Genomic DNA, 20984 nt, shown 5'->3' with positions numbered 1-20984 from the left:
GTGCTAAAATTAAATTAAATTTGAAACTTTGGGAGGTTACACTATGTTAGTTCCTACAGTCATTGAACAATCTTCACGAGGCGAACGCGCTTATGATATTTACTCACGTCTGTTAAAAGACCGTATTATCATGCTGTCTGGTGAGGTTAACGACCAAATGGCCAACTCGATCATCGCTCAATTGCTTTTCTTGGATGCCCAAGACTCTGAAAAAGATATCTCAATTTACATCAACTCTCCTGGTGGCTCAGTTACTGCCGGTTTGGCAATTTATGATACGATGAACTTTGTTAAATCCGACATTCAGACTATTGCCATGGGCATGGCTGCGTCAATGGCCAGTGTATTACTTACTGCCGGCACTAAAGGCAAACGTTTTGCATTACCAAATTCAACCGTCTTGATCCATCAACCTTTAGGCGGTGCTCAAGGCCAACAAACTGAAATCGAAATCGCAGCACGTGAAATTTTGAAGACACGTCAACGTTTGAACAAGATTTTAGCTGAATCTTCTGGTCAAGATTTAGAAACAATTCAAAAAGATACTGACCGTGATAACTATATGACAGCACAAGAAGCTAAAGATTATGGTTTGATCGACGAAATTATGGTCAATCAAAAATAGTTAAGTGAATACCCTACTAACAATTGTTGGTAGGGTATTTTTGGTATTTTACGCAATATTGGAGGTAAACTAATGGACACAACTAAAATAGACCCAGCCAAAATCAGTCAGCAAGGTTTAGTCGTCGGGGCAAGTGATGCCCCCATTACTGTAACTGAATTTATTAATCTGCGTTGTCCCTATAGTAAAGAATGGTTCGAAAAAGCAACACCAATTTTGGAACCTGCCATCGCCGCTGGTCGCGTTAAACGTGTCTTCAAGCTATTTGATAAACAAAAGGACAAACTGAAAAATGGAAATTTTGTTCAACACTTTTTGCCGTATGACCAACCAGAACAAGCCTATGCAGCGGTGAGATTTTTGTTTGCCCAACAAGATATTTGGGGTGATTTTAGTGAAGCAGAACTCACTACTTACATGGCGGAAAAACTTAAGCTTACGCGCCAACCAAATCACACCATGATCAATATGGTGCTCAATGAAGCAAAAGCAGCTAATGTTCAATTTGTGCCAACTATTATTATTGGTGAGCAAATTTTTGATGAACACATTACACCAACAGAATTGGCCAAACTAATTTAAAAAAGCAAGCCCACCGCAGCTAAAACTGCCACGTGGACTTGCTTTTTCATTTGCATCAAAGTTCAAAATCTGGTGCTGGCACAGCGGAACGACTCAAAAGACAGTCGAACGCAACTTCGTAAAATTGGTCAATAAGAATCATTTTAGCTAACTACGCATGAAAAATCACTAAGCTGAAGTTGCCTTACCAGCGCGTAAATCATCGGCGACCTGCATTAACTTGCGTAGCCGATGATTGATTCCTGACTTAGAAATTGCGCCACTAGGTACCAGTTCACCCAATTCTTTTAGCGTAATATCAGGATTTGCTAACCGTAAAATAGCAATTTCTTGCAGTTTTTGCGGCAAACTGTCCAAACCAGTTACCTGCTCGATTAACTTAATGCTCTCAACTTGGTGAGTTGCCGCATCGATAGTTTTATTCAAATTAGCCGTCTCACAATTAACTAAACGATTTACCGAATTACGCATATCGCGAACAATGCGGATATCCTCGAATTTTAACATTGCACTAGTAGCACCAATTAACTGTAAAAAGTCAGCAATCTTTTCGCCTTCTTTTAAGTAGACGATATAGCCACCACGTCGTTCGGTCACGCGAGCATTCAAGCCAAACTGGTTGATCATCGCAGCAACCTGCTGATTATGTTCTTCATATAGTGAGTAAATTTCTAGATGATAGCGGCTGGTCTCCGGATTATTAACCGAGCCCCCAGCCAAAAAAGCACCACGCAAATAGGAGCGCACCTTTTGATCTGAAGCTTTAACCTCAGCCGATGGTAAGGTCGATAGTGTTGAGGTTCCCGCCAAAATGTGCAAGTCGCTTAAGACTTTCGTACTACCATGCTTTAAACGTACAATATACAAATTATTCTTTTTTAATTTCATTTTACGACGCACTAGCAGCTCTGCCTCGATAGCATAATTATCGCGTAATAATGCATAAATACGCCGCGCAATAGCTGGATTTTCCGTTTGCACATTCAAAATAAATTGATGGTTGGCAATACTCAATGAACCGTTCATCCGAATTAATGCCTCTAACTCAGCACGAGCATGTTCGCGATGTACTTCCAACGTCGTTAACTCTTTCTTAACTTCACTCGCATATGAACCCAAATTTACACCTACTTTCTAATCTGGGAATATTGCTTAATCATGGGGTTGACAGGCTAAATTTAATAACTCCTGTGCTACCTTGTCACCATCATGAAAAACACCACGATCATGCAAGGAGAGAAAATCATCAGAGATCACACGACAACCAAGTTTACGTAAACCATTAAAATCATGTTCAACTTGGACCAAGTATTCGTCATACTTCTGCCGATCCAAATAATTCGGCGGCACCGGCTGCGTATTGACCAAAACCGTATTTACAAATTGGCCGCCAAGATGCTTAGCTAAAACACGAACATGATCAGCATCGGTAAAGTGTTCCGTTTCCCCTTTTTGGGTCATAATATTACAAACATACGTGACGTCGGCCTGTGTATTACGAACCGCTTCACCAACATTGCTGATCATTAGGTTAGGTAAAATACTAGTGAATAAGCTACCTGGGCCTAAAACAACCGTGTCAGCATCCATAATCGCTGCGATGACCTCATCAACAGCTTCCGGCGCGGCGTGGGTCGGATCAGCTGGTGTGACCCAAACACGATCAATACTTTTACCAGCAGCGGTAATCTCTGCTTCACCAGCAATTTCAGTACCATCACTAAAGTGTGCATTCAGCACTAACGGATCGTCGCTGGCGGGATAAACGTGCCCATCGATCTGCATCATCTTAGATAGTTCTTGAACGGCACCAAAAATGCCTGAGCGCATTTCCGATAAAGCAGCAATAATTAAATTACCGATTGCATGCCCCGCTAAAAAAGAATCATCACTATTGAAGCGATACTGGAAAATGTCCAAATATAGTTCAGGTAAATTAGATAAGGCAACCAGTACATTGCGAATATCCCCAGGCGGTACCACATTAACGTAATTACGGATTGCGCCGGATGAACCACCATCATCGGCTACCGTTACCACAGCCGTAATATCAGCGTTTTTCTTGTGCAAACTTTTTAGAATGACTGGCAAACCAGTGCCGCCACCGATGACCACCATTTTAGGGCGGCGATAATTTCTTGGCGATCTCATGAACGATTCACCGTCTCTTTCCGCTTGTTCATGTCACGATGGCTGACATCAACTGGATAGTGCTGCCCTAGATCCTTGCCTAAACGCTCAGTTATTGCCACTGAGCGATGCTGACCGCCGGTACAACCAATAGCAATAGTCAAGCTAGTTTTGCCCTCTTTTTCATAGCCAGGCATAATCAAATGCAGCATACTGCTGAAACGCTCATAAAAATCTTCAGTTGCTGGTTGTTGCATAACATAATCATAAACTGCTTGATTCATCCCCGTCAGCTTCTTAAACTCTGGTACATAATACGGATTGGGTAAGAAACGTACGTCCATAACAATATCAGCATCAATTGGCACACCATATTTGAACCCAAAGGACATTACTTCAACATGGAAAGTATTGGTTTCAGCAGATTTAAAGTTATCAAAAATATCTTCCCGCAATTGTCGTGGTGTCAGGTCAGTCGTATTAATGATCAATTGTGACCGATTCTTAATTTCTGACAACAATTTACGTTCCTTGACGATACCATCTAACAAGCGACCTTCCATCGCTAATGGATGCGCACGCCTAGTTTCCTTATAACGGGAAACTAACTCCTCGTTAGATGCATCCAAAAAGAGAATTTTCGTTGTCACAAAGTTGGTATTATCTAAATTGGCTAACATTTCATCTATTTGATCATAGAATGCCCGTGATCGTAAATCGATCACTAAAGCAATTTTAGTTACTTTGCCAGACTCCTTGACCAGTTCCCAGAATTTAGGCAACAAGCTTGGTGGCATATTATCAACGCAGAAGAAACCTAAATCTTCAAAACTCTGCATTGCTACAGTTTTACCAGCACCACTCATTCCGGTAATCACAACTAAATTTAAAGTATCTACCATATTTATCCTCCCACATTCAAAATGACCAATCAGTTAAAAACGTTATCATTAATGGCAACGCTCCCGAGTGTCTCACTTGCATATCTGAATAAGTGTAACATACCGGGTGTATCATTACCAGTTATCTGCAAACAAAAAAGCATCTCAATAGAGGTGCTTTTCCGTCAAATCTGATTAACTTTCTTGCAATGGCTGCTGTGGCACTAAAGCCATTGGTAGCCAGAAAAAGACATCAATAATGCCGAACAATGTGACCAAGCCTAACAACACCCGTAGACCCACTGCACCACCACTAAATAACAGTGGTACGCCAGCCATAATGTACAGCAACATATTAATTGCAAGCCAACCAGTCAATAAATAGTAACCATAATCGCATTTGATCAATTTACCTAGCATCGGTAATACATATAATACACTAAATATACCTAAAGCTACCCACATACCAACACCATTAAACATCGACGCTTCTGGTACAACTGGATTTGTGGCAATCAACATAATTGTTAAACATCCAAAAATCCAAGAACCAGCACTCAATAGCTTTGCTTGATACTTCATCACTAAACGCCTCCCTACGCTTTAGTAGTAGTACAAACCAGCAAACTTTTGTTCATTTTTATTATACCAGCATTAGATGAGAAAGCGCTTAAAATTTGCCACAAAAAAAGCTTCGTCTAGTGACGAAGCTTTCCTAATTATTGTAGTTGCGCTTTAGCAGCCGCAATTTGTTTTTTAATTTGGCTAAAACCAGTGCCACCTAGTGACGTCCGCCGTTCAACAGCAGTCCGTGGATCTAGGGCTTGATAGACGTCAGCATCGATCAGTGGTGATAACGCCTGATAATCAGCTAAGGCAACGTCCTTCAAGTATTTATGTTCCTGAATACATTTCAGAACTAACTCGCCCACTAATTCATGTGCTTGGCGGAATGGTAGGCCTTTGCTAGCTAAATAATCAGCTAATTCGGTCGCATTAGAGAAATCGTGACTAGTCGTATGAGCCATATTATCAACTTTAACGGTGAGTGTATCTAGCATCCCACGAAAAACGGTTAGTGATTGTTCAACGGTATCAACAGCATCAAACATGCCTTCCTTGTCTTCTTGGAAGTCTTTGTTATACGCTAAGGGCAAGCCCTTCATCACTGTCAACAAACCCATTAAATCGCCATAAACACGCCCTGTTTTACCGCGAATCAATTCCGCCATATCAGGATTCTTTTTCTGTGGCATGATTGAGCTACCAGTTGAATAAGTATCCGACAATTCCAAATATTGGAATTCTTGGGTATCCCATAAAACAATCTCCTCACAAAAACGCGACAGGTGCATCATTAGTTGTGCACAATTACTGAGAAATTCCAAAATGAAATCACGATCACTAACTGCGTCTAAACTATTTTGATAGACAGCACTAAACCCTAATTTTTCCGCACTATAGTCACGATCAATTGGAAAAGTAGTGCCAGCCAACGCTGCTGCACCTAATGGCGAACGATCGGTGTGCTTCAAATTAAATTCAAAACGTTCATAGTCCCGTTGCAGCATTTCGTAATACGCCATTAAATAATGGGCGTAAGAAATCGGTTGGGCATGTTGCATATGCGTATAGCCTGGCATCAATGTTTCGACGTTAGCATCAGCCTTGTTGACTACAACTTTTTGCAACTCAGCCACTAACTGCATAATGGTGTGTAAATGATTTTTCAAATATAAATGCATATCCGTAGCTACTTGATCATTCCGGCTCCGTGCTGTGTGTAATTTACCCGCCACTGGCCCGATTTCATCAGTTAACAAGCTTTCCAAATTTAAATGAATATCTTCATTTTCAATGGTGAATTTCAGCTCACCAGCAGCCAACTTATGCTGTAACGTGTGCAAACCAGCAATAATCTGATCAGCCTCGTCACCCTTTAAAATGCCCGTATGTTTCAGCATTGCAACGTGGGCCAATGAGCCGTGGAGATCTTCTGCCGCCATTTTTTGGTCAAAATGGATCGAAGCACCAAAGCTTTGGACGTATTCGCTGGGTTCAGCGGTAAAACGACCGCCCCATAATTGATGATTTTCTGCCATGAATTACTCCTTTGCCTGGTCCGCGTTAACCTTGTCTTGAACTTGTGCATAAACTTGTGTTGGTAGACCCCAAAGTTTGATGAAGCCAACTGCAGATACATGATCAAAAGTATCAGATGATGTATATGTGGCTAAGTTTTTATCGTATAAGGAGTATGGTGACTTCCGGCCTTCAACGGTAGCGTTACCCTTGAATAATTTAACCCGAATCGTGCCTGTAACAACTTCTTGCGTACTCTTCAAGAAAGCTAACATTGCCTTGAATAATGGTGAGAACCAGAGACCGTCATAAATGGTGTTAGTTAATTGTTGTTCAATGGTTGGCTTGAAATGGGCTAAATCACGTTCGAAGGTCAAATCTTCTAAAGCCTTGTGTGCCTTGATCAATACTTCAGCAGCTGGTGCTTCGTAAACTTCCCGTGATTTAATACCAACTAACCGATTTTCGATATGATCGATCCGGCCGATACCATGTTCACCGGCAACTTTATCTAACTTAGCGATCAAATCAACTAAGCCAAGTTTTTCGCCGTCTAATGCAACTGGTACGCCCTGTTTGAATTCAATTTCAACCGTGCTGGCTTCATTAGGTGTATCTTCGATTGCGTTGGTCAAATCATAAGCATCTGCTGGTGGCGTTACCCAAGGATCTTCAAGAACGCCAGCTTCATTTGCCCGACCCCACAAATTTTGATCGATTGAGTATGGGCTACCTAATTTAATTGGCACTGGAATATCATGGTCTTTAGCATAATTAATTTCTTCTTCACGTGACCATTTCCAGTCACGAACAGGTGCTTCAATCTTCATTTCTGGTGCTAATGCCCGAATCGCCACTTCAAACCGTACTTGGTCGTTGCCTTTACCAGTACAACCATGAGCAATGGCAGTAGCGCCTTCTTTTTTAGCCACTTCAACTAATTTCTTAGCGATCAATGGCCGCGACAAAGCGGAAACCAACGGATATTCACCTTCGTATAAGGTATGGCCTTGCAAAGCAACGGTCACATAATCTTGGGCAAATTCTTCACGGCAATCCAAGGTGTACGAAGCAATGGCACCAATTTTCAAGGCTTTTTCCTTGATGAAATCCATGTCTTTGCCAACTTCACCAACGTTGATACAAGTTGCGATGACATCGTAACCTTTTTCAACCAACCACGGAATTGCAACTGAAGTATCCAAACCACCAGAATACGCTAAAATAATTTTCTCTTTTTCCATTTAAGCCACTCCTTACACGTTTTAGTTATGATTAGACTCAATTAATTTTCTTTAATCATTTGAATGGATTTATCATAACGCACCTCACAAAAAAATGCAACATTTTTTGATATTTATTCAAAAATAACTTAAATATTCGTTTTTTAGTGTATATTAAGCCTTTTTTCTGCAATAAAAAAAGCGAGCCTAAGTTCAGCTCGCTCTCATTGTCTATTCAGTTTCCTTGAAACGTGGCCGTTGACTATCACGTTCCAAAACAGGCTTTAAATATTTACCGGTATAACTATTTGGTGTCGCGGCAATTTTTTCTGGTGTCCCCGTGGCAATGACTTCACCACCACCAGCACCACCTTCTGGACCAAGATCAATCAAATAATCAGCGGTTTTGATCACATCTAAATTATGCTCAATGATCAAAACGGTATTCCCAGCATCAACTAAACGATGCAACACTGCTAGTAAGCGATTGATATCGTCGGTGTGTAGTCCAGTGGTTGGTTCATCCAAAATATAAAATGTTTTCCCAGTTTGACGCCGATGTAGTTCTGACGCTAACTTCATCCGTTGTGCTTCCCCACCAGACAAAGTAGTCGCGGACTGCCCAAGCGTGACATAGCCAAGGCCAACATCCACGATAGTCTGTAATTTACGGCGAATCTTTGGAATTGGTTCAAATAATTTTAGTGCCTGCATTACAGTCATATTCAAAACATCCGCAATGTTGTACCCTTTGTATAATACTTCCAAAGTTTCTGAATTGTAGCGTGTCCCATGACACACTTCGCAGGGCACGTAAACATCTGGCAAGAAGTTCATTTCAATTTTGATAATGCCATCACCTTTGCAGGCTTCACAACGACCACCTTTAACGTTAAAACTGAAACGATTCTTTTTGTAACCATGAATTTTAGCTTCATTTGTCTGGGCAAATAAATCACGAATATCATCGAAAACACTGGTATATGTGGCCGGATTGCTCCGCGGTGTACGCCCAATTGGACTTTGATCAATATCAACGATTTTATCGATATTTTTTACACCAGCAACCGACTTATACTTGCCGGGTTTCTGCTTGTTGCGATTAATTTTTTGTGCCAAAACCCGCTTAAGAATGCTATTGACCAAGGTTGACTTACCAGAGCCAGAAACACCAGTCACGACAATAAACTTGCCTAGTGGGAAATCAACAGTGATGTCTTTCAAATTATGCTCGGCGGCACCGGTGATGCGAATCTTTTTGCCATTGCCCTTACGTCGCTTCTCTGGCAACGCAATATACTTTTCGCCAGATAAATATTGGCCCGTCAATGAATGCGGATTGGCCTCGACTTCCGCTGGTGTACCAGCAGCCATTACGCGACCACCATTCTCACCGGCACCTGGACCGATATCGATCAAATAATCAGCAGAACGCATTGTATCTTCATCATGTTCGACTACGATCAGTGTATTACCAAGATCACGCATCGATTTTAATGACGTAATCAACCGATCATTATCACGCTGATGTAGGCCAATCGATGGTTCATCCAAAATATACAGCACACCCGACAGGTTGGAACCAATTTGCGTCGCCAAACGAATCCGTTGAGCCTCGCCACCAGATAAAGTGCCGGCAGAACGACTTAAATTCAAATAATCCAAGCCGACATTTTTCAAGAAAGTTAAGCGATCAGAGACTTCTTTCAAAATTGGTTTGGCAATCGTAATTTCTTTTTCTGATAATTTTAATCCCTTAAAGAACGCTAATGAATCGTTGATGGCGTATTCTGAGACTGCAGCAATGTGTTCCCCGTTGACCTTCACCGCCAAGGCTTGTGGGTTCAAGCGATAGCCGTGACAAACGGGACAAGTTAATTCAGTCATGTACTGCCGCATTTGTGTACGCGTAAAATCACTATTGGTTTCGCGATAACGCCGCGCCACATTATTAACGACCCCTTCGAAGGTAGCATCAACATCACGAATACCACCAAAATCGTTTTCGTAATGAAAATGGAACGTGCGCTCACCTGCACCATAAAGAATTAAGTCCTGTTGATCTGCACTTAATTTTTCAAATGGTGTGTCCAGATCAATATCAAATGCAGTCGCCGCTTGTTCCAGTAACTGTGGATAATACTGTGAAGAAATTGGATTCCACGGCGCTAAAGCACCCTTACGTAGGGTCATACTAGGATCAGGAACTACTAAATCAGTATCAACCTCCAACTTCATACCCAGGCCATCACACTCTGGACAAGCGCCAAATGGTGCGTTAAATGAAAACAAACGCGGTTCTAACTCGCCAATGGTAAAGCCACAATAGGGACAAGCATAGTGTTCAGAAAATAAAATCGGTTCGCCACCAATAATATCAGCAGTAGCGTAACCATCAGACAAACGCAAAGCCGCTTCAAACGAGTCAAATAAACGTGAGCGCGCACTATCTTTAACGATAATCCGATCGATCACGATATTGATGTCGTGCTTTTTGTTCTTATCTAGCTCGATTTCATCGCTAACATCTTGAACTTCACCATCGATCCGTACTCGGACGTAACCTTCTTTTAGAATCCGTTGTAGGACTTTCTTGTGCTGGCCTTTTTTAGCGCGAATGATCGGCGACATAATCTGCAACCGTGTGCCTTCTGGTAAAGCCAACACGCGGTTAACCATCTGATCAACCGTTTGACTACTGATCTCGGTCCCATCGTTAGGGCAGATTGGATGGCCAACTCGCGCCCAAAGTAAGCGTAAATAGTCATTGATCTCAGTAACTGTGCCGACAGTTGACCGCGGATTTTTTGAGGTCGTTTTCTGATCGATCGAAATTGCTGGGCTCAAGCCATCAATTGAATCAACATCTGGTTTGTCCATTTGGCCTAGAAATTGGCGCGCATAGGCGGACAAACTTTCCACATAACGGCGTTGGCCTTCAGCGTACAAGGTATCAAAGGCCAATGAACTTTTACCAGACCCTGATAAGCCGGTGATCACCACTAATTTATCGCGGGGAATTGTCACATCAATATCTTTTAAGTTGTGAGCTCGTGCCCCGTGAATAATAATTTTATCGTTTGCCAAAAATCAAAATCCTCCTATTCGATCTCTGCTTTTAATTCGAGAACGGTATCGCGTAAAGTTGCTGCCTGTTCAAATTCAAGGTTCTTCGCTGCCGTGCGCATTTGTTCTTCTAAGCGACTGATCATGGCTTTTTGTTCCTTCTTCGACATGCTATCAAAGTCTGTTTCAGCGATGGCTTCGCTATCTTTTGCAGCGACGGACACCGATCTGACTGGTGAGATCAAATCGCGAATTTCTTTCTTGATCGTTCGTGGTGTTACGTGATGCTTTTCATTGTATGCTTCCTGAATCGACCGCCGCCGCGCTGTCTCATCAATAGCACCTTGCATTGAATCCGTCACATGATCAGCGTACATAATGACTGTCCCATCAACATTCCGTGAGGCACGGCCGATTGTTTGAATCAGTGAACGTTCACTACGTAAGAAACCTTCCTTATCCGCATCCAAAATAGCAATCAGTGAGACCTCAGGTACATCGATCCCTTCACGTAACAAGTTGATACCAACCAATACATCGAATTTACCTAAACGCAAATCACGAATGATCTGTGTCCGCTCTAAGGTTTTAATGTCACTATGCAAATAGCGAACTTTAATGCCAAGTTCTTTCAAATAATCGGTTAGATCTTCGGCCATTTTCTTAGTTAAGGTCGTAATAAAAGTCCGCTCATGACGTTCGATCCGCAAATTAATCTCACCAACCAAATCGTCAATCTGACCCATGATCGGGCGGACTTCAATTTTTGGATCCAGTAAACCAGTTGGTCGAATGATCTGTTCAGCAACCTGATCCGTTTGTTCATGTTCATAAGGACCAGGTGTTGCCGAAACGTAAACAATTTGGTTAACATGTTGTTCAAATTCCTGTAGCGTCAATGGCCGATTGTCTAATGCGCTGGGCAAACGGAATCCATAATCGACTAACATTTGTTTTCGTGCATGATCGCCGTTATACATCCCGCGAATTTGTGGCATTGTTGCGTGGGATTCATCAACCATGATCAAGAAATCCTTGGGGAAAAAGTCGATCAGCGTATAAGGCGGTTCGCCTGGCTTACGCCCATCCATGTGCCGCGAATAATTTTCGATACCCGAGGTGTAGCCCATTTCCCGCATCATTTCAATATCGTAATTGGTTCGCTGTTCCAACCGTTGGGCTTCCAATAACTTATGTTGTTCATTCAACTCAGCTAAGCGCGTTTTCAACTCAGCGGCAATCCCATCAATCGCCTTGTCCATTTGTTCTTCATTGGTCATAAAGTGCGTTGCTGGGAAAATCGCCACATGATCACGGTCGCCTAACACTTCGCCAGTCAACGCATCCACTTCGCGAATTCGGTCAACTTCATCACCGAAAAATTCAATACGTAACGCCCGTTCATCCCGTGATGCTGGGAAAATTTCCACCACATCGCCGCGAACACGAAAACGCCCACGCTGGAAGTCAATATCATTGCGTTCAAATTGAATGCCCACTAATTGGCGTAATAGCTCATTACGCTCCAATTCTTGGCCAACCCGAATCGACAACACATGCGCCGCGTATTCCTTAGGATCACCTAAACCAAAAATACTGGAAACAGATGCCACGACAATGACGTCATCCCGTTCCAATAACGAACTGGTAGCTGAGTGCCGTAATTTATCGATCTCATCATTAATACTAGAATCTTTTTCAATATAAGTGTCGCTGGAAGGTACATACGCTTCCGGCTGATAATAATCATAATAACTAACAAAATACTCCACCGCATTATGCGGGAAAAACTCTCTAAACTCACCATAAAGTTGGCCTGCCAATGTCTTGTTATGCGCTAAAATCAACGTTGGCTTATTGACGTTTTTAATGACTTCACTCATCGTGAACGTCTTACCTGTCCCAGTGGCACCCAGTAAAATCTGTGCTTTGTCGCCAGCCTCAATGCCCTTAGTTAACTGAGCAATTGCCGTCGGTTGATCACCAGCCGGCTGATACGGCGAAACTAATTCAAAATCACGATGCGGTTCACGTTGAATCACAGAGAAGCCTCCTCAAAATCTAGACTAGTGCGGCAACACGCACCAAACGAAAAAGGTTGGAAGTAACTCCCAACCTACTTGTCATTTTACTGGTTTAATTCTAGCATAGCGAACATATTTTCGCCACTAGGTTGTTCCTAAAATTTTTTCTTGCGGTCATTAATTTGCCCCGTATCTGCTAGCCCATTAAATTCAACCTTCAGGCGCGTTTTACTATTTATTTTTCCGCAGTGATCCGTTGTGTAATTTGGCGCAGTTCATCCTGATTCGTAAAGTTTTCAGCTAATAAATCAGGTAAGATTTCCTTGAAAAAATATTGCACACTAGCCATGTCAACAAAGTCGACGATTGTCTGCAAACTTTCTCGGTAGATCTCGGTATAAACCGGTTCCGGATTGCCTTTTTGAATTTCACCAAAAGATTCGTACAATAAATCAACTTTATCAGCAACGGATAAAATACGGCCTTCTAACGTATCGTCCTTGCCTTCACTCAGTCGCCGCCGGTATGCTGCTTGAAATTCACGTGGTAGCTCATTTTGAATAAAGGTTTCAGTTAAGTTAGCGTCTACGTCAGCTAACATTTGCCGTAAAGTTGGCGTCGCGTATTTAACTGGCGTTTTGATATCACCGATAAAACGCTCAGTATAATCATGATTCAACGCCTTTTCGTAGAGCGCGCGCCAATTCACTGTTTGACCAGCATTTTCTTCGATATCGCCGAGCATTTGGGCAATTTGTGTCACCTTAAACGAATGCGCCGCCACCGAATGTTCTTCATATTTAAAATATCCTGGTGCCCGATGGATCGTTTCTAAATTACTTAAGCTTTGTAAATACTGATGCATTCCCATTCTGCTCACCTACTTTTTAAGTTTAAATTGTCACTATTCTACCGATTCTCCGCAACAATAACAAGTATTTGGCTTGAAAACAGATGCCGTTACTTTCAACTCTAAAAGCAACCTGGTTACCCGCCAAATTCGTTGGCAATGAAAAAAGCAACGCCACCGATGATTACCGCAATGATCAAAATACCGGCTAGTAAAAAATTAAAAATAAAACCTAACCCACCACATAACAGTAACAGCACAAAAATAACGGGATGGCGAAAACAGAACTTAATGAAGCTAGTCACTAATTTAAAAAATAGGAGCACAAAAGCGATCACCCCAACAGCTATAGCTAACTGTGTGCCAGTTGTCATTCCCGCCGTTAACATTAAAGTCGTCATTGCTCGCCCTTCTCTCTATTCAAAAAGTCGCTGTATCTGGTTAAAAACCACCAACAACGACTTCCTTAATTTTACTGTTTATTCAGCTGCAAATTCACTAAGTGCTTGTTCAAATGCGTCCAGTTTAGCGGCAGCATCAGCTTCACTTGCGCCAATTGTACCCACATAGAACTTGATTTTAGGTTCAGTACCAGAAGGCCGAATCGCGATCCAAGTTTGGTCTGCTAACAAATACTTCAATACATTTGAAGTTGGTAAATCAATTTTTTCTTGATGTCCATCAGCAAAACGCTTAGTTTGTTGGGCAAAGTCTTCAACTGCATCAATCTTAATACCGTTGAATTCTGCTGGTTGTTCTTCACGGAACTTGGTCATTAATTGCGCCATCTTAGCAGCACCACTGATACCATCAAAGGTTTGTGAGACTGTCTTTTCCGCATAATAACCATAAGTCTTGAATAAGTCCTGTAGTCCATCGTACAACGTCTTACCTTGCTTTTGGTAGTAAGCAGCAATTTCCGCCAACAATAGTAGCCCTTGAACGGCATCCTTATCGCGAACGAATGGCCGAATCAACGAACCATAGCTTTCTTCAAAACCGTACATGTACGTATGGCTATGATCTTCTTCATACTGCTTGATTTTTTCACCGATAAATTTAAAGCCGGTCAAAACGTCTAACATTTCTACATTATAATGGTGGGCAATTTGTGTTGCTAATTCCGTGGAGACAATCGACTTGATTACCACCGCATTGGCAGGTAAGGTTCCTGCTGTTTGATTCGCCCGCAAAATGTAATCCAACATTAAAGCAGCAATTTGGTTACCATTTAACAACCGATATTCACCATTGGGCTGGCGAACTGCTGTCCCTAAGCGATCAGCATCGGGATCCGTCGCAACTAAAATATCAGCGTTTTCCTTTTTACCTAGTTCAATTGCCATATCAAAGGCTTGGGGAAATTCAGGGTTAGGAAATGGTACCGTTGGAAATTCTGGATCAGCAATTGCTTGCTTGGCAACTAACTTAAACTGGGTAAAGCCAGCGTTACGCAATGCTTGGGCGCCTAACATTTTACCAGTACCATGTAATGGGGAATAAACTAATTTCAATTTAGGCCCGATCTCATCAACTAAAGCTTGGTTGATGGTAACTTTTTTGACGTTAGCCAAGTAAGCCTCATCAACATCTTCGCCGATCATTGTCATTAATTTAGCGGTCCGTAGATCATGTTCGTCAACCACCGCAATACCGAATAAATCTTCAGCCTTGCGCACATAACTAGTAATTAAATCAGCTTCCTTAGGTGGCATTTGCCCACCATCTGGGCCGTAAATCTTATATCCATTGTATTGTTTTGGATTGTGGCTAGCCGTGATCATAATACCTGCATAAGTTTCCAAATGCCGCACTGCAAATGATAATTCCGGCGTTGGCCGTAAACCATCAAATACAAAACTAGGAATCTGATGGGTGCCTAAAACACGTGCCGCCTCATGAGCAAAAAGTGGCGAATTATAGCGTGAATCAAAACTGATCGCCACACCGCGTTTTTTAGTTGCCGCATCCAATGTATCCATAAATAAGGCCAAACCTTCAGTTGCCTGACGGACTGTATAGATGTTCATCCGGTTGATACCAGGACCCATAATACCGCGCATCCCCGCTGTACCAAATTCCATCGGCGCATAAAAAGCGTCCTCTAATTGTTCCTGATCAGTGGTTGCGGTTAATTCTTTTTTCAAATCAGCATCGAGCTCGGGATAAGCCACCCAAGTTTGATAAGTATCCTGCCATGCCAATCACGTCATCTCCTCGCAAGTTATTCACCAATATTATACTACAAACGACAGCGCTTCACTAAACTAACTTAGGTCCTTTTAAGCAAATCCTCATATACCAATTATCGGTCTAGTCCAAAGACGTGATGTTGAATAGTGCTATAGTTCAGATTAGTTGGTACTTTCATGAAAACGGCTTAGGTCAAAAATATTTGTAAAAAAATAGCAGCGAAAAACTAATTTCGCTGCTACCCTATTAAATCTATTTAGCTGGTACTTCATTTTTAAGCTGGTCATCTAATTCTTGGATATAGTTAAACGTTTGCTGGCCGGCCACACCACCGTCACCGACAGCAGTTGTGATTTGACGTAAATCTTTTTGACGTACGTCGCCGATTGCAAAAATACCAGGCGTTGCCGTCCGCATATGTTCATCAGTTACGACCCAGCCCTTTTCGTCCAAAATGTTTAAATTCTTGAACGCATCAGTTAACGCATCAATACCGACATAAATAAAGGCACCACTAGCTGGTAAAACATGCTCTTCGCCAGTCACTTTATCAGTGTACCGAACGCCAGTCACCTTTTGATCGTCACCTTTAATTTCTTCGGTGTTCGCATTCCAAACAAATTCGACTTTTTCATTGTCAAATGCGCGCTGTTGGATGATTTTCTGTGCTCGTAACTGATCACGACGATGAATGATCGTTACTTTAGAAGCAAGTTGAGCTAAATATAGGCCTTCTTCAACAGCTGAATCACCACCGCCAATAACGGCAACTTCACGATTCTTAAAGAATGCACCATCACAAACAGCACAGTATGAGACCCCACGGCCACTGTACTCTTGCTCGCCGGGTACGCCAAGCTTACGGTGATCAGCACCAGTTGCAATCACGACTGCTTTGGCTTTGTAATCACCATCGTCAGTGTGGATCAACTTATATTGTCCCTGATCTTCCACGTCAGTGACGTTACCATAAACATATTCAGCGCCAAATCGCGTTGCGCTGTCATACATCTTCTGCGCCAAATCTGGACCAAGAACTGAACTAAAACCAGGATAGTTTTCAATTTCAGCGGTATTATTCATTTGTCCACCATAAATACCGCGATCAACAATGATCACTGAAAGGTTGGACCGTGATGCATAAAGTGCAGCCGTTAAGCCGCCAGGGCCGGCACCAATTACAACAACATCTGCCTGTTTCGTCATGCTCATACCTCCATCGCTTAAGTCTATGTTCCCATCATACGCCGACAATTTGGTAAAGTCTATCAGTTTGCTTACTTTTAGTTAGAGGGAACCCAGAAAGTGTTTAGCGCCTAAACTATTACCGCAACTGAGCTTTACTGATAAACGCCAATGAGCCGTGCGCTAGCGAGTCGCTTAGCTAGAGATAATTAAGCCATCTTTTCAAAAACAGTCGCTTCGGTACTACTACAAAAGTCATTTTTCAAATTAGCTAAAAATTACCTTGTTCATGATGCAATTGCGATAATAAATCAGTCGCCTCTTGCTTAAATTCTTGTTGTCCACTGGCCAAATAAGTTTTGACATATTGTAAACTACGATTGAATTCATTCATAAAAGCGTAGCAATTAGCTAAGAAATATTGGATTTCTGGGTGATGCTCACCGTAATGCAGATCCAACTTTTCTAAGCGTTGAATGGCTTCATTATAGCGATTATCGTATTGTAAGCAGATTGCCAATTGACAATTAGCAAAAACGTAATCATCATCCGTGTGTGCCAATGTTTGCGCACGCTCAAGATAAGTGATTGCTTTTTTATAATTACTCTTTGAAAAAGCAGTCATGCCTAAATTAAAATAAAATTCACACGATGGTAGAAATGAAATAACTTCACCCATGGTGGCTTGTTTCCCCCTTTGAATTCAACCATATCTTATTTAAAAAGTACATTGATTATAGCATAGATTTATCGACCAACTATTAGAAATTTTCTCATTTATTTATTAGAAAAGGCTTGGATAAGCATGTAGTACCTATCCGTTCAATATATTACCGCGAACTTTATTTTCAGTTCTAACTTACGCCAATTCCATTTTGCCAGCACGCTTCATTAAGGTCGCAATTTCAGTGCCAATATTGCAGTTTTGATACAAAACATGATAAATGGCTGTAGTGATCGGCATGTCAACGTGCTGCTGCTGTGCAAGCTCATAAGCAGCTTTCGTTGTTGCAACACCTTCAACTACCATGCCCATATTTTTCAACACGGCATCTAATGACTCACCTTGGCCTAATTGATTACCGGCGCGCCAATTGCGTGAATGAACACTAGTGCAAGTAACAATCAAATCGCCGACACCGGAAAGCCCAATAAAGGTCAACGGCTGTGCACCAAACGCGACACCTAAACGACTGATTTCAGCCAGGCCACGCGTCATCAGTGCAGCTTTCGTGTTATCACCGTAACCAAGGCCATGCAGTGCACCAGCGCCAATTGCGATCACATTTTTCAATGCAGCGCCCATTTCAACGCCAATGACATCAGTATTGGTGTAAATTCGAAAATAGTCATTCATAAATAAATCTTGTACAACCTCGGCAGCAGCTAGATCAGTAGACGCCGCCGTTAATGACGTAATATCACCAGCAGCAACATCTTCCGCGTGGCTGGGACCAGATAAAACGACAATGGCCTGACGCAAAGTAGCGGGAATTTCTTCGGTCAAAACTTCAGATAAACGTTTATGTGATTGTTGTTCTAGGCCCTTGCTCGCATGAACAATAATCGGCTGTAACTGCAATTCCTGTAATAGCACGACCACTTTTTTGGCAACTTGGCGCGTGGCGTTAGTCGGAACAACGAATAAAATCACATCGACTCCAGTTAAGGCAACCTTTAAATCTGCCGTAGCGCTTAATTGCGGATCTAAAGCAAAGTCGGGTAAGTAATGTTGGTTGGTATGTTGCTGTGTGATTTCGGTAGCTTGTGCTGCTTTGTGCGTCCATAAGGTAACCTGATGGCCATTTTGCAACAACAAGTTTGCCAAAACAGTGCCCCAAGAACCAGCACCTAAAACTGCGATTTTCTTCATTTTAAAAAAATCTTCCTTTTCCATTAAATATTATGCTGCTTTTTTGCCAGCCCGTTTCGCCGAAGCAAGTTGATTACCGGCTAAGTAATCGGTTAGTAGCGGATCATAGTAGCGGCGCCAGAACCATAACCCAATTGCCGCCAAAACCAGAACACCGGATAACAATTGCGAAACCCGCAAACCACCGAATAACATCAGGCTATCGGTGCGCATACCTTCAATAAAGAAGCGGCCAAACGCATACCAGCCCATATAAGCGAGAAAAACTTCGCCCTGCTTGAACCAATGCTTACGATGACGAATACTGAGCAGTACGATCACACCAAGCAAGTCCCACAGTGATTCATATAAGAAGGTTGGCTGGCGATAAGCGCCCCCGATGTACATTTGTTGAATAATAAACTCAGGCAAGTGTAGCCCCTGTAAAAAGCTTAACGTTGTTTTGGCACCAAAAGCTTCTTGGTTCATAAAATTGCCCCAACGACCAATACCTTGGCCGAGCAACACTGTGGGTGCGGCAATATCCAACACCAACCACACCGGCAGTTGGCGCTTCCGGCAAAAAACTAATACCACGATCGCCGCGGCAATTAAACTGCCATAAATTGCCATTCCTCCATGCCAAATCGCAATAATTTCACTGGGATGAGCTGCGTAATAGGGCCATTCAAAACTAACGTAATAAAGCCGCGCACCAATCAAGGCAAATGGCAACGCCCACAAGATCATATCAAATAAATCATCCGTGGAAACCTTGCGCCGTTCTGCCTCGCGCATGGCTAGAATCACTGCTAACACTACACCAGTTGCAATGATCACACCATACCAATGAACTTCCAATGGACCTAAACGTAGCGCAATCGGATTTAAGGCCGCAATTAAAGGCGTGCTCAAGCTTGGCCACCATCCTTATTTTGGTCTTGTTCCGTCGGCGAATTTGGCAAAGCATCATTTGATTTATCAGCTGCTTCTGCGGCCTCATCTTCCAAGGTGTTTTGCTGAATCAGCTGGTTTAGGTTCGATTCAAAGGTCTTAGTGGCATCGTAACCCATCGTTTTAGCCCGATAGTTCATTGCTGCCACTTCAATAATGATAGCCAGATTCCGACCAATTTTAACGGGAATCGTGATTTTTGGCAGCGTAACGTCAAAAATCTGCATCGTTTCTTCACCATTGCCTAAGCGATCAAAGTTTTTATCCGCCGTCCAAGTTTCCAAATGCATCACCACCTGAATTGGCGTATCACTCCGAACCGCACCAGCACCAAACAAATTCATCACATCAATAATGCCAATACCACGGATTTCTAGTAAATGACGTAAAATTGCTGGTGCTTCACCGATCAGTGTCTGTTCATCCTGCTCATAGACTTCCACCCGATCATCGGCAATCAACCGGTGACCACGCTTAACCAATTCCAGCGCCGTTTCGCTTTTACCGACGCCAGAATCGCCGGTGATCAACACACCGATACCATAAATATCAACTAAAACACCATGTAACGAGCGTCGTTCAGCTAAGCGTCCTTCCAAATAATCAGTCATTAAACTAGACAAGCGTGTCGTGGCTAGGTTAGAGCCTAACACCGGGATACCAGCTTCCTTCGCCGCTTGCAGCATTTCTGTTGGCACTGGCAACGATCGTGAAACGATAAATGCTGGTGTATCCTTACCGCACATTTTACGGAAAATCATCAACCGTTCTTCAGACATCATTTTCTTGGTAAAGGAAATCTCCGTCCGACCGAATAATTGAATTCGGTCATGGGGATAATAATTAAAATAACCAGTTAATTCCAATCCAGGTCGTGAAATATCACTGACTGTAATTTGCCGTTGCTTTAAGAATTCTGCCCCAGCATAAACTTCTAATTTAGCACGCGCAACGAGCTCACTTACTTTGACACTTTGCACCATTTGGCTTAGCTCCTATCTTATTAATACTGACGTTGTTTTTAAGTACGTCATTTATTTCGATTTTAACTATCTGTTGGCGGTAAAAAGGCTACTAGCAACACAGATTTACACTTCTGTTCTATATTTTAACATTTAGCTTACGTTAGCGCACTCATTCTTGATAAAAGGTCATTTGCAAAGTAACGGAAAAGTATCTGATTATGGCGTCCTTGCACGACTTAGAATTAACTATTCTAATAACCAAAAAACAGTATCAAATAGCATGATACCAGTAGCATTTTAAGTAGTGTCTAGCACAGTTACCAAAACTGCTACAAGGACAACAAAAAACGCTACAGAACTCAATCTATAGCG

The 20984-nt window shown here is 42.3% G+C and carries 18 protein-coding genes; 2 read left to right on the top strand and 16 right to left on the bottom strand.

The features are described 5' to 3' along the window. Nucleotides 1–43 precede the first annotated feature (43 nt). Both clpP and EKM80_RS05030 read left to right on the top strand, forming a co-directional pair. Nucleotides 44–625, top strand: coding sequence for an ATP-dependent Clp endopeptidase proteolytic subunit ClpP (clpP, locus tag EKM80_RS05035; protein WP_125552021.1), 582 nt, complete (start codon nt 44–46; stop codon nt 623–625). A gap of 72 nt (nt 626–697) precedes the next feature. Continuing rightward, nucleotides 698–1207: a thioredoxin domain-containing protein gene (locus tag EKM80_RS05030; protein ID WP_125552020.1), complete on the top strand. Its 510-nt coding sequence runs from the start codon at nt 698–700 to the stop codon at nt 1205–1207. Nucleotides 1208–1375: 168 nt separating this feature from the next. Here EKM80_RS05030 and whiA read toward each other — a convergent pair whose 3' ends face one another. From whiA to hprK, 16 genes are all read right to left on the bottom strand, one after another. Continuing rightward, nucleotides 1376–2326, bottom strand: coding sequence for a DNA-binding protein WhiA (whiA, locus tag EKM80_RS05025; RefSeq protein ID WP_125552019.1), 951 nt, complete (start codon nt 2324–2326; stop codon nt 1376–1378). A gap of 33 nt (nt 2327–2359) precedes the next feature. Continuing rightward, a complete protein-coding gene (locus tag EKM80_RS05020; RefSeq protein WP_125552018.1) occupies nt 2360–3358 on the bottom strand; it encodes a gluconeogenesis factor YvcK family protein in 999 nt (332 codons plus the stop codon). Further along, the gene (gene rapZ, locus EKM80_RS05015; RefSeq protein WP_125552017.1) at nt 3355–4239 is read right to left on the bottom strand and encodes an RNase adapter RapZ; all 885 of its coding nucleotides are present in this window, start codon (nt 4237–4239) and stop codon (nt 3355–3357) included. The genes EKM80_RS05020 and rapZ overlap by 4 nt, the downstream gene beginning before the upstream one ends. A gap of 174 nt (nt 4240–4413) precedes the next feature. Next, a complete protein-coding gene (locus tag EKM80_RS05010) occupies nt 4414–4800 on the bottom strand; it encodes a hypothetical protein (RefSeq protein WP_125552016.1) in 387 nt (128 codons plus the stop codon). A 137-nt stretch (nt 4801–4937) separates the two neighbouring features. Further along, nucleotides 4938–6320 (bottom strand): argininosuccinate lyase, encoded by a 1383-nt coding sequence (gene argH, locus EKM80_RS05005; protein WP_125552015.1) that lies wholly within the window; start codon nt 6318–6320, stop codon nt 4938–4940. A gap of 3 nt (nt 6321–6323) precedes the next feature. Further along, on the bottom strand, nt 6324–7544 hold the full coding sequence (locus tag EKM80_RS05000; protein ID WP_125552014.1) for an argininosuccinate synthase: 1221 nt from the start codon (nt 7542–7544) through the stop codon (nt 6324–6326). 210 nt (nt 7545–7754) lie between these two features. Beyond that, nucleotides 7755–10610: an excinuclease ABC subunit UvrA gene (gene uvrA, locus EKM80_RS04995; protein ID WP_125552013.1), complete on the bottom strand. Its 2856-nt coding sequence runs from the start codon at nt 10608–10610 to the stop codon at nt 7755–7757. Between the two features lie 14 nt (nt 10611–10624). Next, complete coding sequence (uvrB, locus tag EKM80_RS04990; protein ID WP_125552012.1) at nt 10625–12631, bottom strand: excinuclease ABC subunit UvrB; 2007 nt, start codon at nt 12629–12631, stop codon at nt 10625–10627. A 217-nt stretch (nt 12632–12848) separates the two neighbouring features. Then, nucleotides 12849–13484: an HD domain-containing protein gene (locus tag EKM80_RS04985; protein WP_125552011.1), complete on the bottom strand. Its 636-nt coding sequence runs from the start codon at nt 13482–13484 to the stop codon at nt 12849–12851. Nucleotides 13485–13600: 116 nt separating this feature from the next. Next, a complete protein-coding gene (locus tag EKM80_RS04980; protein WP_191985929.1) occupies nt 13601–13864 on the bottom strand; it encodes a hypothetical protein in 264 nt (87 codons plus the stop codon). 78 nt (nt 13865–13942) lie between these two features. Next, on the bottom strand, nt 13943–15667 hold the full coding sequence (locus EKM80_RS04975) for a phospho-sugar mutase (protein ID WP_125552010.1): 1725 nt from the start codon (nt 15665–15667) through the stop codon (nt 13943–13945). Between the two features lie 241 nt (nt 15668–15908). Next, nucleotides 15909–16862, bottom strand: a complete 954-nt coding sequence (gene trxB, locus EKM80_RS04970) for a thioredoxin-disulfide reductase (protein ID WP_125552009.1) — start codon at nt 16860–16862, stop codon at nt 15909–15911. Between the two features lie 250 nt (nt 16863–17112). Next, nucleotides 17113–17520, bottom strand: a complete 408-nt coding sequence (locus tag EKM80_RS04965) for a tetratricopeptide repeat protein (protein ID WP_125552008.1) — start codon at nt 17518–17520, stop codon at nt 17113–17115. A gap of 180 nt (nt 17521–17700) precedes the next feature. Next, complete coding sequence (locus EKM80_RS04960) at nt 17701–18714, bottom strand: NAD(P)H-dependent glycerol-3-phosphate dehydrogenase (protein ID WP_125552007.1); 1014 nt, start codon at nt 18712–18714, stop codon at nt 17701–17703. Nucleotides 18715–18744: 30 nt separating this feature from the next. Then, the gene (lgt, locus tag EKM80_RS04955) at nt 18745–19608 is read right to left on the bottom strand and encodes a prolipoprotein diacylglyceryl transferase (RefSeq protein ID WP_125552006.1); all 864 of its coding nucleotides are present in this window, start codon (nt 19606–19608) and stop codon (nt 18745–18747) included. Next, the gene (gene hprK, locus EKM80_RS04950) at nt 19605–20630 is read right to left on the bottom strand and encodes an HPr(Ser) kinase/phosphatase (RefSeq protein WP_125552005.1); all 1026 of its coding nucleotides are present in this window, start codon (nt 20628–20630) and stop codon (nt 19605–19607) included. Before hprK ends, lgt begins: the two co-directional genes overlap by 4 nt. Between the last annotated feature and the right edge of the window lie 354 nt (nt 20631–20984).

This window comes from Loigolactobacillus jiayinensis (assembly GCF_003946445.1).
GTDB lineage: Bacteria > Bacillota > Bacilli > Lactobacillales > Lactobacillaceae > Loigolactobacillus > Loigolactobacillus jiayinensis.
The sequence above is the reverse complement of the archived record's forward strand: the minus strand, read 5'-3'. Positions and strand labels throughout refer to the sequence as shown.